Here is an 11972-nt window from a genome sequence, read left to right on the forward strand (position 1 = left end):
CGGGGAACTGTCGGCCATGGGGGCTTTGACGCGGTACCAGAAGGCCGTTAGCCTTGCTGCCGCGCCTTCGCCATCGCCCTGGCGCGCATGGCCTCGGCCTGGGTGATGAGGCGGTATGAGGTGTAATACTTGTAGATGTTGCGAACGTACGTGGTCGTTTCCATGCCGATCTTCTCAGCGACGACGATCTCCACATTGTTGAACCACTTGTTGGGATCGAGTCCGCGCTTTGCCGCCTCCTTGCGCATTCTGGCAATATTGGCCGGCCCCGCGTTGTAGCTCGCGAAGGCGAACAGAGTCCGGTCATCCTCGCTGAAACGGGCGTCCGGGAAGTAGCGGGTCATCAAATGATCCATGTACTTCGTACCCGCATGGATATTGGACTCCGCCACCCTGATATTCCCCACGTCCATCTGCTTGCCGGTGGCGGGCGTGATTTGCATGATGCCAATTGCCCCGACGGGACTGCGCGCACGCTGGTCGAGCCTGGACTCCTGATAACCCTGCGCAGCCAGCATCAGCGGATCGAACCTGTACTGGTTGCCGTATTGCCGGAAAATCGCCAGGGTTTGCTCAAAACGCTTCAACTCGGCTGCCCTGGAGCTGTTGGAGATCTGCTTGAAGCGGCGCATGTACTGCTCGAGCCGGTATTCCGCAACGCTGCGCAGGTCGACATAGTTCCTGTCGAATCCGGCAATGGCGTCCCGCAACTGCGGGCTGTTCTTGCGGATCGCCCAACCGGTTTTACCTTCCGTTCGCAAGGCGAGGTCATCATGCACCTTGATGTCCGGCAGTACCTGCGCCCACATATCGGCCTTCCAGTTGTCGACCACGAGGATTTGCAGCAGGCCCGCGTTGAGCATTTCTAGCGCGTCCTCGTCTTCGAGCGCATCGGGCAGCAGTACCAGCTTGATCGGCGGCCTGCGGCTTGCACGGAACTGCCTGTCTAGTGCGCTCAGGCTCTCGTAATAGCTCGACGAGCGCCGCACGTGCACCGTCTTGCCGGCGAGGTCATCCACCGTGGCGAGCACGGGGGACTTTGGTCCAGTTACCACCACCTCGCGCACATCGGGACCCTCGATTGAAGCCACGAAATCGACCAGCTTTTGCCGCTCGTCGGTCACCGTGAGGTTGCCTGCCGCGATGTCACCCAGGCCAGCGTTCAGGTCCGGTAGCAGCCGATCGCGTGTGGTAGGGATCAGGACCACGGTGAGCGGGCGCTTGTCGAGACGGTCGGGGTAGGTGTCGTTGACATAGCGCTCGAAATCGCGCACAAGCTCGGCCGTCAGTCCATGCTCGTGGCCCTTGTCGATGAAATAGAGTGTTCGGCTATAAGGCACCAGCACGCGGATCCAGTGACGCTCCAGCATCGCGTCAAAGTCGCCGCGCCAGGGTTTGTTGGTCAGGCTCAGTTGCCTCGCGGCAGGAGGAATTACACGCGGCGGTGCGGCAGGCGGCTCGGCACCGGGCGTCCCGCTCAGGGCAAACGTGCATAGCAGTCCAGCAAGGAGTTGAGTCAAGGAACCGGGTCGCACCGCGAGCCCCCTACACAACGAAATACCGCGTCACACCTCGCCAACGCGCCGCCCGAACGCGAGGTGCGCATGCCTGTCAGCGGCGCGCACGTCATCGGCACCGTTGCGCTGCGATCTGGAACCACTGTTCGGACGGAATGGCGCTCCGGAAACCGGAGGAACCCTGTCCACGTCAGCGCACAACCATGCGGCGCAGGAGTCTATCGGACCGAGCGTGGTTGATCACGAGTCCCTGCGGTAGTGACGCCGCAAGGAACCATATGGTGGCCACAGGAGGAGTTTCCGTCTGGTTTTCGTCAACGTGATCCCAAATTAATTATGGTACGGGCGCAGGCCAGAATCCAGCGCATGCACTTAATGCGGCAGATCTTGCGTCCGTGATTTGCTTGCAAACGTTCACTCGGGCATGGCACAGGCGGTTGTGCCGAATCCGGCAGGTGCAGGGCATTTTCCAGCGCTTTCGCATTAAATAAGGGTATCGAACTGTCGTCTCTTTCATATACTGCTCGTACCAGCAGTCCACGTTGGCAGCTAACGCGAAGTCTCGTTGTCTACCTGGAGGCGAGGCCACATGAGCACGATCACCCCGGCCGGACGCGCCGAACCCGAACGTCGCGAACCAATTCTCAATACGGTTGATCGCGTCTGCGAAATATGTTTTGGTCTGTTCATGGCCCTGACGTTCGTCGGCGCCGTCAAGGCTGTCACCGCGGGCGAAGACGAGGGGTACAAGATGTTCTTCGCCGCGCTCGGATGCAACCTTGCGTGGGGCCTTGCCGACGCCGTGATGTATCTCGTACGCACGCTCGCTGATCGAGGGCAGCGCCTGAAACTCGCATTGACTGTGAAACAGGAGCAGGACCAGGCGGCCGCCGTGCGGGTGTTGCGCGATGCATTGCCGGAAAAGCTGGAGCCGCTCGTCGAGGATGCCGACCTCGAGCGGATCCGCGCGCGTCTGGCGGCCGCGTTGACGCTGCCACCGCGGGCAAATTTTGTGAGTGCTGATTTCGTCGGCGCGATGGGCATCTTTGTGCTTGTTGTTCTAGGAACCTTCCCGGTCGCGGTGCCGTTTCTCGTTTTCAGGGATGTGACAACGGCACTCATCGCCTCGCGCGTGCTCACACTCGCGATGCTTTTCGTCGCCGGCTTTGCTCTTGGGCGCTACACCGGCGCAGGGGCGATGAAGGCAGGCGCAGTAATGATTGCGCTTGGCATTCTGCTTACGATGGCGATCATCAAACTGGGTGGCTAACCGACCCTTCTACACCCCGCCGGACCACTTTCCAGGTGCGAGTGGGGTCCCAGCAGGGCGACCTGCAATATTGTGGGAGGTTTAGCGTCATGAAGAACGCCAGCAATTCCGCGCACACTACGCTGCTTGCTCGCTGTGTCGTGGCAGAATTTCCCAAGGCCCTTTGGCAGCTTCGTGCCCCGATCGCATTTCTGTTTGCGCTTTACTTCGCGCTTGCCGTCGTCATGTACCACTTCGGTGGCCCGGTCGAGTCGGCAAGCGGATTGCCATGCTCCTTTTGGGGAAGCCCTCTATCTTTGCGCGATGAGGGCGATCACGATCGGTTACAGTGGCATCGTGCCCACCACAAGCGTTGGCCATATCGTCTCAGGGTCGCTGGGGGTGCTGGGCATACTGTTGGTGGGTTCCGTTGCTGCTGCGGCGCTCCGCGGTGTCGATGAGGCGATACAAAGAGCTGGCACACGGCGCTAGGTCAGTTGCCGCTGCTGGTAAAGAGTTAGTCCCGGCTCGAATTCTCACGGTTGACGACCCCGATGGAAATCGTCTTCACCGTTTTAATCCTGCTGCTCGCGGTCGCCGTATCGGGCGTCGTCGTACGCCTTCTGCATGGCCTGTTGCCATTGCCGCTCGTCCAGATCGCAATCGGTGCACTGCTTGCCTGGCCAAAGTTCGGTCTATACGTCACCTTCGACCCCCAACTGTTTCTGCTGCTCTTCATCCCGCCGTTACTCTTCGCGGACGGATGGCGTACACCAAAGCGCGAGTTCTTCATGCGGCGCCGGTCGATCCTGCTGCTTGCGTTTGGCCTGGTGTTCATGACGGTGCTCGTGGTCGGCTACTTCGTGCATGCGCTCGTGCCGACAGTTTCGCTCCCCATCGCGTTTGCGCTCGCAGCCGTGCTGTCTCCGACCGACGCCGTCGCGCTGGCCGGGATTGCCGGCAAAAACCGCATTCCGTCGCATCTCATGCATATTCTCGAGGGCGAAGCGCTGATGAATGACGCCTCGGGTCTCGTCGCGCTCAAATTCGCGATCGCTGCCGCGCTGACTGGCATGTTCTCGCTGCGCGAAGCGTCGATCAGCTTCGTGATCATCGCCGCAGGCGGCCTTGTAATGGGCGCCGGAGTGAGCTGGGTGTTCAGTCTCGTGATACGGCGCCTGCGCAGCGTTACACGTGAGGGCGACCCGGCGCCCGGCGTTGTATTGACGCTGCTGATCCCGTTTGCAGCCTATCTGTTCGCCGAACATTTTCATTGCTCAGGTATTCTCGCAGCGGTCGCGGCAGGGATGATGTTGAACTACATGACCCTCGCCGGCGCCGGCACGGTATCGGCACGGGTGAGGGCGAACAGCACGTGGACAATGGTCGAATTCGTCTTCAACGGAATGGTGTTCATCCTGCTGGGACTGCAGTTCCCGCACATCATCGGTCGTGCACTGCTCGACGCTCACGAGACGGGTAATGGTGACGTGTGGCGGCTGATCGGCTACGTCGCGGCAGTCACCTTCGCGCTTTATGCGATGCGCTTCGTATGGGTCTGGCTGCTACGCTGGTTTGCAAGCCTCGGTGCGGCCAGGCACGGAATGATCAATGCAGTGCCGGGGCTCCGTACGGTGACGATCATGACTGTCGCTGGAGTGCGCGGCGCGCTGACGCTCGCGGGCGTATTGTCGATACCGGTTGCGTTATCCAGCGGTGAGGCGTTGCCTGGACGTGACGTGGTGATCTTTATCGCGTCGGGTGTGATCCTGACATCGTTACTGGTCGCAGTGTTCGCACTGCCGCAGTTGCTATACGGCGTACGCGACGGGCACGATGAACATGCGGCTGAAGAAATGCACGCGCGCAAGGTCGCCGCGCAAGCGGCAATACGCGCCATCGACGACATTCATCGGACCGTCGCAGGGAATGTCGACGAGTCGGCAACCGCCTTCGCTGCGGATGCGATTGCGCGCGTGATGGACCTCTACCGTCGGAGGCTCGCCACACTCTCCCATGACAGGATATCCGCCGACGAAGTGCGCCGGGCGGAAGCACTGGAAATTCAGATCAGCCTTGCGGCAATGCGCGCGGAGCGCGGGGCGCTGCTCGAGCTGCGCAGCACGCACGAGATCAATGACGAGACGCTGAGCAAGCTGATGCGGGAAGTGGATCTTTCGGAGACGGCGCTGACCACCCGCGAACCGGCGGCTACGTAACGGAACAGATTGGTCGGCTTTCGAACGCGCTTCGGCCGACGGGAAACATGCGGCGACTGTTGCTCGTGGCCCGACCGACTAATCACGCTTGCCCGGTCGTCACCGGGACAGTTCCACTCGTTATGTACAGGCATACCACGCGCGTCAGATAGCTGCTCCAGGCACTCAGGCGATGCGTTGGCAGTGTCACGTGCCTTCCTGGAGTTTTGGCATGGCCTCGCAGGCAGATGGCATTCTGGAGCGACCGGCGGGAATGGTTCATTTGCAACTATTCGTGCCTGCAAGTAGTTTCGTGGCTTCAGCAGATCTATCGGACGAAAGTCCGATATCACCCCCGACTGCGGGCGCGTAACCTGAGCAATGGCGCCGGAATTTTCCTGTCAGCGCGCTGAAAATCAGATCGACCGCGTTCCTGAAAACGCTTTCCGCCCGCTTCGCCTTTCCGTTTGTGCACTGCCAGATCGTCGCGGTTGCGATGCGCGCCCGGATGCCGGCTGGAAAGAGCAGGGCTCGCGGTCAGAGGGAGGTGAGATGAAGACAAACGATGCTGTCAATCCGATCGAATGTCGTGAGGTCATTCGACAAAAAGCATTCGAGCTTGCGGACAGCGGCATCTTTGACGACTGTGAAGCGGTCAGACGGGTGCTTCATAAGAGTTTTCACGTAGCACATCTGCATCAGATATTCTCCAGCCCGTTCTGCCGTATGGACATCGACCAGCGCTGCCAGGTCGCCCGTATGAGCGGCGCGCCCAATGGACGCGCGCACGCAGCGGATGGCAATTCAAAGCACATCAAGCCGCATCTGGCTGAATGGGCCCTGCTGACGTCGTCGCGACCGCTGGCCGGTTGTCCCCGGCAACGATCCCGTGCTCCGGTGACGCGCAGCGACTCGACGGCGCTGGCGAGCGCAATCTCTGGCCTGCTGGCCGACGGTAAGGAACTGACTGCGATGCAGATGGCACAGCAACTCGACGCTGGGCAGCGCGAAGTGCGGCGCGCCTTGCGGGAAATGCTGGCCAGTCAGGAGGTGTTTGTCGCACGACGCACCCCGCGTTGCCCAAGCAGTCGTCCGGCGCGCATTTTCGCGCTTGCGGTTCGGGTTGACGGGAGCGCTGCAGTTGGCGCCGGCCTGCCTTCCTGTTGGCCGAACGCGGATCTGGTGGTGCTGCGTGCCATGGATGCATTCGTCCGCCACGGATGAAGCATCGTGCTGCGGCCAGAGTCATCATCCGGGAGAGGCCTGCATGAGTTTCGGCCATCCTTCCCTCACGTGGTCGGCCTGTCTTTGATAACAAACTTCCCACGTGGCGCGCTGTGTCAGGAGGGACGCGTGTCTGTCGCGATGCACGAGCCGGCTCCTGGGTGCTCGCCATGGACGAACGACATGTCTGCAAGGTATCTTGCAGCCGAGTATTAGAATTGTGAATTCCGGGTTCTGCACCACCCCCCACGTTTGCACGGGTATCGGGATGGCTAAGGACCGGCATGCACCTACCACCACGTACGTTCCACCACCCAATGTGTTTATCGTCGACGACGACGAGCACGTGCGGAACGCCCTGAACCGTCTGTTGCGGTCGAGCGGCTACATCGTGCACGCGTTCGATAGCGCCGGGGCTTTTACTCGTGGCCGAGGTCCTCGGTGCCGCCGAAAAGACAATCAAGATTCATCGGGGGCGCATGATGCAGAAAATGGAAACCAGGACACTGGCCGAACTTGTCAGTCTCGTCACAAATGCGGGCTTTGAACTTCCGGATCCCCTCGTTCTCTCGCAGACGCACAGGAACCACGTACAGCGCCAACGTCAGGCTTGAACATCCGGTGAGCGCTGGTCCAGCTTCGTGCGTTGCAGTAGCCTGAGTGATAGCTCAAGCTGAACAGCGTCTCGCCGAGCAGTCAATTCTTGCTGGATGCGGTCGAAGTGCTGACGTGCTTCACGAACTTTCTTTGCCTGTCGCGGGTAGCTGATTCCCAGGACCTGATGGAGCCAGTGGTTTTGATTCCGTGGTCTCCGGGGAAAGCAGCGTAGCGAGACGGACACAGTTGCGTCCCGCGCTCTTGGCGGCATAGAGCGCAACATCGGCGCGCTCTTGTGCGCCCACGAGGTCAGCTTCGCCCTTACGATATGAAGCGATGCCAATACTCACGGTCTGCGAGATGGTCTGTCCAGCCTCCACGACAATCGGCGTATTCTGGATGGCGGCGCGAATGCGTTCGGCAACTATCTGCGCTTGCTCTGCTGTGGTGTTGGGCAGTATAACGGCAAATTCCTCGCCTCCGAAGCGCGCTGCCAGATCATGCTCGCGCAATGCGCCTTCGAGGACGCGTGCCACCAACTTCAGCACGCAATCGCTGGCTGCGTGACCGTACGTGTCGTTGACACGCTTGAAGTGGTCCAGATCCAGTGCCAGCAGCGAGAGCGGACTGTGCCGGTCCTGGGCGTCGCCAACCGCGTGTGCAGCGGCCCTGACGAAGCTGCGGCGGTTTGCCAGCCCCGTGAGCGCGTCCACTTCGGCTTCGGTGCGTAACTGCGTGAGTTGCTGTTGTTGATGACTGACGTCGACGAGTGATATCAGGAGCGCGTCGGATGCGTCGGCTTGTATGTCGACGGGGAGTCGCGTGCTGTCCAGCAGCATATGTCGGGGTCCATCGCGCGTGAGCATCGCGACCGCCTCGTTGGCGTTGACCGCGTGGGTCGCGGTCCACGCAGTGGGGGCGACAAACAGTTGCCCCTTGTCCGCGAACTGCTGCGTGCCGTCCAGCGGGGAACGCGAAAAACGGGTCATCGGCGTGGGGCCGGCCGTCGCACGAGAACGTCCGTTCATGGCCGAACCCGGTCCGACACGTCCGGCTCAGTTCGACCCGCCACCGCCGTTCAGCGCCTTCCCTCGGGTGTCCCATGTGCGCTCCAAAGCCGACTCCCGGTAAAGCATTCGATCGTTTGTCAAGATGCGAGCGCTGCCACCTGGACCGCGGACGCAATATGGACACGCGCACAGCCGTTTGCCAATGCCACTTCGTGGTGTGACGAGAGGCCTTTGACGGCCGCCGCCGCGTGCTCGCGCTGCGACGCTCGGTGATGTCGGCAAACCTCGATTGATAACGACAGAACATCAATCGTTCCGAAATTTGCACTTATCGTTTTGCCGGCTCCGGGCGAACATTGCCAAAGCCACGATCGACCGGAACGCCGCGTATGTTCCGGAATTCAGGAGACACCTCGATGCACCCGTCGTCTAACCTTTCGACCAGACATTCAAAGGTCACCGCGGTTTTCCGCGTAACAGCCGGGAATTTCCTGGAGCAGTTCGACTTCTTCCTGTTCGGCTTCTACGCCACGCAGATATCCAACGTTTTCTTTCCCGCCAAGAGCGAGTTCGCCTCGTTGATGATGACGTTCGCGGTCTTCGGTGCAGGCTTCCTGATGCGGCCGCTGGGCGCGATCGTGCTTGGCGCGTACATCGACGACGTCGGCCGCCGCAAGGGCCTCATCGTCACGCTGTCCATCATGGCGAGCGGCACCATCCTGATCGCGTTCGTACCGGGCTATGCGACGATCGGACTTCTCGCTCCCGCGCTCGTGCTGCTCGGGCGGCTGCTACAGGGCTTCTCGGCGGGCGCCGAGCTGGGCGGCGTGTCGGTTTATCTCGCCGAGATGGCCACGCCCGGCCGCAAAGGCTTCTTCACGAGCTGGCAGTCCGCAAGCCAGCAAGTAGCGATCGTCGTCGCTGCGGGTCTCGGCTTCGCGCTCAACCAATGGCTGAGCGCACCGGCCATCGCCGCATGGGGCTGGCGCGTACCGTTCTTCGTCGGCTGCATGATCGTGCCGTTTATCTTCATGCTTCGTCGCAATCTGGAGGAAACGCAGGAGTTCAAGGCGCGCCAGCATCGTCCGGGCATGAAGGAAGTATTCGGCACGCTGGTCCAGAACTGGGCTGTCGTCGTCGCTGGCATGATGCTGGTGGCGATGACCACCACGAGCTTCTATCTCATCACGGTCTACGCGCCGACTTTCGGCAAGGCGGTCCTGCACCTGAGCACTGCCGACAGTCTGCTCGTGACGCTGTGTGTCGGCGTGTCGAACTTCGTGTGGCTACCGATCGGCGGGGCGCTCTCCGACAAGATCGGCCGCCGGCCGCTCCTCGTCGGCATGACGGTGCTCGCCATCGCGACTGCTTACCCGGCATTGTCGCTGCTCGCTCACGCGCCGAGCTTCGTGAACATGCTGCTCGTCCTCCTTTGGCTCTCGTTCATGTACGGAATCTATAATGGCGCGATGGTCGTCGCGCTCACGGAAGTGATGCCGGTGCAGGTACGCGTTGCTGGCTTCTCGCTCGCCTATAGCCTCGCTACGGCCGTGTTCGGAGGCTTCACGCCGGCGATCTCGACGGCGCTCATTCATATGACCGGCGACAAGGCCGCACCCGGCTACTGGATGAGCCTCGCCGCAGCGTGCGCCCTTTTGGCGACGTTCGCGCTCTATCGCCGCCGCGCATTGACACTGACGCCGACGCACTGATGCGCTTCCCCCGCACCCATCGCAACCTGCACGACCACAACCATGAGAAATCTGCTTCTGAAGCTTTGCGCGGCAGCGCTCGTCGCAATCTCGGCCGCTGCGGCGAACGTGCAGGCTGCCGACCTGCACGTCATGAGCTCGGGCGGCTTTACCGCCGCGTACAAGGTGCTCGGCCCAAGGTTCGCTTCCCAGACGGGCAACACACTCGACACCGCGCTCGGCCCGTCGATGGGCAAATCGCCTGAAGCGATCCCCAACAGGCTCGAGCGTGGCGAGCCTGCGGACGTCGTCATCATGGTCGGCTACGCACTTGACGAGCTGATCAAGCAAGGCAAGGTCATCCCCGGTTCGCGGGTCGACCTGGCCGATTCGCGCATCGGCATGGTCGTGCGTGAAGGTGCGGCGAAGCCCGACATCGGCTCTGCCGAAGGCCTCAGGCAGACGTTGCTGCATGCAAAGTCGATTGCCTACTCGGACAGCGCGAGCGGCGTCTATATCGAGCGAGAGTTGTTCAGGAAGCTCGGCATCGTAGCTCAGGTCAGGTCGAAGGCGAAGATGATTCCGCGCATTCCCGTGGCGTCGGTGGTGGCGAACGGCGATTACGAAATCGGCTTCCAGCAGGTGAGCGAACTGCTGCCCGTCCAAGGTGCCACGTTCGTTGGCAAGATTCCCGAGTCTCTGCAGTCCGTCACGCGTTTCGCCGGCGGCATCCCCGTGGGCGCGCAGCATCCGAAGGAAGCGAAGGCGCTCCTCGACTATCTCGCATCGCCCGATGTGCAACCCGAAGTGAGATCGACCGGGCTCGATTCCGTCTCCGCCGATTGAGGCAGAGCCATGGGAAGGCCTGTCTCAGCCAACCTCACGATGCGGTCTTCCTTCTTGTTTTCGTCGTCGTCGCGCTGTTGCCCACGGCATCACCGCGTGCGACGCTGGCGCGCTTCGTCTCGATGATCGTCCGGTGAAACTCCTGTGCGGCCGGTGTGAGCGGCCGTCCGCGCCGTCTTACGATTCCCACGCGTCGTTTCACCACCGGTTCGACGAGCGGCACGCTCGTGAGGATTGGGTGGTCATGTCCGGGCAAGGCCATCGACGGCACCGCGGCGACACCGAGCCCCGCTTCAACCAGCCCGAGCATCGTCGTGACGTGCCGCGTTTCGCAAACGCTCGGCGCTCGCGGCGCCACGGCAGTGAGCGCCTGGTCGAGCAGCAGGCGGTTACCGGAAGTCTTGTCGACCGAGACGTAGTCGTGTTCGTAGAGTTCGTCCCAGGTCACGCGCTTCTTGCGTGCGAGGGGATGATCGCGCCGGCAGGCAGCAACAAACCGCTCCTGCAGCAGGACTTTGAACTCGATCTCGGACTCTTGACTGCCCATGAAGCTCACGCCGAAATCAGCCTCGCCGCTGATGACGGCGCCAAGCACCTCGTTAGCGCTCGAATCGAGGAGCTTGACCCGGATGCGTGGAAAGCGGCGATGATAGCTCGCGATAACGCTCGGCAGAAAGTAATACGCCACCGAAGGCACGCACGCGATAGTCACATGACCCAGGTGGCTCGATGAAACATCGCGAATGCCGAGCAGCGCGACGTCAAGATCATCGAGCAGTTGTTCTGCGCTTTGGGCGAACACGCGGCCGACGGTAGTGAGCGTGACGCTGCGCGTAGTGCGCTCAAAGAGACGCACGCCGAGCGCTTCCTCGAGCTTGTCGATCCGCCTGCTCAACGCTGGCTGGGATATGCTCACCGCCTCAGCGGCCTTTCGGAAGCTTCCCATCTCCACCACTGCGCGAAACGCCTGCAAGTCATTCAAGTCAAAGTTAACGCCCACGACCGGCCTCCTCATCCTGGATGCCGGCTATTTTGCATGATTCAGCAGAGATCCCCTTCAGCCAAATGATGCTCGTATCCGCAGGCCTTTGATGGGGTGCCACTGGCATGAGTGTGACGGACGGGTTTCGCACAATCGGCCGGCATTCATGTTCGGGAGGCAGTTGTCTCTTTGTGGCCGACGGTCCGACGTGGGGGGTAGTAGGGGACCCTGAACAGCCACCACTCGTCGGTCATCCCGGCGCGAGCGTCCAGGTCCACTGGCATCAGCGTAGGCTCGGACGTTGTCCGCGTGTCAAGGCGACAGGGATTGCTTGTATTGGGCGGTCTCGACTCGTCATTGGGTAGGCATTCGCGCTTCAAAACGACAGGGATTGGTGACATGTCACGGATCCGCGAGCGCATGTGTCGATCCGCAGTTCATGTCGAATTTGCTCGCGGGCGATCTCGGCCACGCGCTTGCGCGTGTCGCCCCCGATGTCCGTCTGGAGATGGCATCGATCGCTCCGGCCGGCTTCGCCACAGGGTTCGCCGCGGCGCTGGGCGTCGCCGGTTGCCTCGCGCTGGCGGTCGCCGCGCTGATCTGGCTGCTCGCGGGACGCAACCGGGCGTCCACGCGCTCAGACGCCGTACGACTTTAG

The 11972-nt window shown here is 61.6% G+C and carries 11 protein-coding genes; 8 read left to right on the forward strand and 3 right to left on the reverse strand.

The window, feature by feature from the left end; translation table 11 throughout:
* Positions 1-47: 47 nt before the first annotated feature.
* Positions 48-1520, reverse strand: a complete 1473-nt coding sequence (locus AB4Y44_RS23025; RefSeq protein WP_368700969.1) for a transglycosylase SLT domain-containing protein — start codon at positions 1518-1520, stop codon at positions 48-50.
* A gap of 586 nt (positions 1521-2106) precedes the next feature.
* Here AB4Y44_RS23025 and AB4Y44_RS23030 point away from each other — a divergent pair.
* The 5 genes from AB4Y44_RS23030 to AB4Y44_RS23050 all read left to right on the forward strand — a co-directional run bounded on the left by AB4Y44_RS23030 (position 2107) and on the right by AB4Y44_RS23050 (position 6802).
* Positions 2107-2787, forward strand: coding sequence for a hypothetical protein (locus AB4Y44_RS23030; RefSeq protein WP_342922597.1), 681 nt, complete (start codon positions 2107-2109; stop codon positions 2785-2787).
* Positions 2788-3024: 237 nt separating this feature from the next.
* The gene (locus AB4Y44_RS23035) at positions 3025-3258 is read left to right on the forward strand and encodes an ion channel (RefSeq protein WP_368701004.1); all 234 of its coding nucleotides are present in this window, start codon (positions 3025-3027) and stop codon (positions 3256-3258) included.
* A 62-nt stretch (positions 3259-3320) separates the two neighbouring features.
* The gene (locus AB4Y44_RS23040; protein WP_342922599.1) at positions 3321-4985 is read left to right on the forward strand and encodes a Na+/H+ antiporter; all 1665 of its coding nucleotides are present in this window, start codon (positions 3321-3323) and stop codon (positions 4983-4985) included.
* Positions 4986-5516: 531 nt separating this feature from the next.
* The gene (locus AB4Y44_RS23045; protein WP_368700970.1) at positions 5517-6188 is read left to right on the forward strand and encodes a hypothetical protein; all 672 of its coding nucleotides are present in this window, start codon (positions 5517-5519) and stop codon (positions 6186-6188) included.
* Positions 6189-6613: 425 nt separating this feature from the next.
* Positions 6614-6802 carry a LuxR C-terminal-related transcriptional regulator gene (locus AB4Y44_RS23050; RefSeq protein WP_368700971.1) on the forward strand — a complete coding sequence of 63 codons (189 nt, stop codon included), beginning with the start codon at positions 6614-6616 and terminating at the stop codon, positions 6800-6802.
* 120 nt (positions 6803-6922) lie between these two features.
* Here AB4Y44_RS23050 and AB4Y44_RS23055 read toward each other — a convergent pair whose 3' ends face one another.
* A complete protein-coding gene (locus AB4Y44_RS23055; protein ID WP_368700972.1) occupies positions 6923-7813 on the reverse strand; it encodes a GGDEF domain-containing protein in 891 nt (296 codons plus the stop codon).
* A 398-nt stretch (positions 7814-8211) separates the two neighbouring features.
* Between AB4Y44_RS23055 and AB4Y44_RS23060 the strand changes: the two genes are divergently transcribed.
* Complete coding sequence (locus tag AB4Y44_RS23060; protein WP_368700973.1) at positions 8212-9507, forward strand: MFS transporter; 1296 nt, start codon at positions 8212-8214, stop codon at positions 9505-9507.
* 42 nt (positions 9508-9549) lie between these two features.
* On the forward strand, positions 9550-10332 hold the full coding sequence (locus AB4Y44_RS23065; protein WP_342922602.1) for a substrate-binding domain-containing protein: 783 nt from the start codon (positions 9550-9552) through the stop codon (positions 10330-10332).
* A 34-nt stretch (positions 10333-10366) separates the two neighbouring features.
* Here the strand turns inward: AB4Y44_RS23065 and AB4Y44_RS23070 are convergent, their stop codons facing one another.
* Complete coding sequence (locus tag AB4Y44_RS23070; RefSeq protein WP_342922603.1) at positions 10367-11332, reverse strand: LysR family transcriptional regulator; 966 nt, start codon at positions 11330-11332, stop codon at positions 10367-10369.
* Between the two features lie 421 nt (positions 11333-11753).
* On the opposite strand from AB4Y44_RS23070, the gene AB4Y44_RS23075 reads away from it, so the two are divergent.
* Positions 11754-11972, forward strand: coding sequence for a hypothetical protein (locus AB4Y44_RS23075; RefSeq protein ID WP_342922604.1), 219 nt, complete (start codon positions 11754-11756; stop codon positions 11970-11972).

Source organism: Paraburkholderia sp. BR10937 (genome assembly GCF_040965695.1).
Classification (GTDB): domain Bacteria; phylum Pseudomonadota; class Gammaproteobacteria; order Burkholderiales; family Burkholderiaceae; genus Paraburkholderia.

What these genes read in the sequence shown, in the direction of transcription:
- AB4Y44_RS23075 (WP_342922604.1), top strand. Translation starts at nt 11,754, where the DNA reads ATGTCGAATTTGCTCGCGGGCGATCTCGGCCACGCGCTTGCGCGTGTC.
- AB4Y44_RS23040 (WP_342922599.1), top strand. Translation starts at nt 3,321, where the DNA reads ATGGAAATCGTCTTCACCGTTTTAATCCTGCTGCTCGCGGTCGCCGTA.
- AB4Y44_RS23065 (WP_342922602.1), top strand. Translation starts at nt 9,550, where the DNA reads ATGAGAAATCTGCTTCTGAAGCTTTGCGCGGCAGCGCTCGTCGCAATC.
- AB4Y44_RS23045 (WP_368700970.1), top strand. Translation starts at nt 5,517, where the DNA reads ATGAAGACAAACGATGCTGTCAATCCGATCGAATGTCGTGAGGTCATT.
- AB4Y44_RS23055 (WP_368700972.1), bottom strand. Translation starts at nt 7,813, where the DNA reads ATGAACGGACGTTCTCGTGCGACGGCCGGCCCCACGCCGATGACCCGT.
- AB4Y44_RS23060 (WP_368700973.1), top strand. Translation starts at nt 8,212, where the DNA reads ATGCACCCGTCGTCTAACCTTTCGACCAGACATTCAAAGGTCACCGCG.
- AB4Y44_RS23030 (WP_342922597.1), top strand. Translation starts at nt 2,107, where the DNA reads ATGAGCACGATCACCCCGGCCGGACGCGCCGAACCCGAACGTCGCGAA.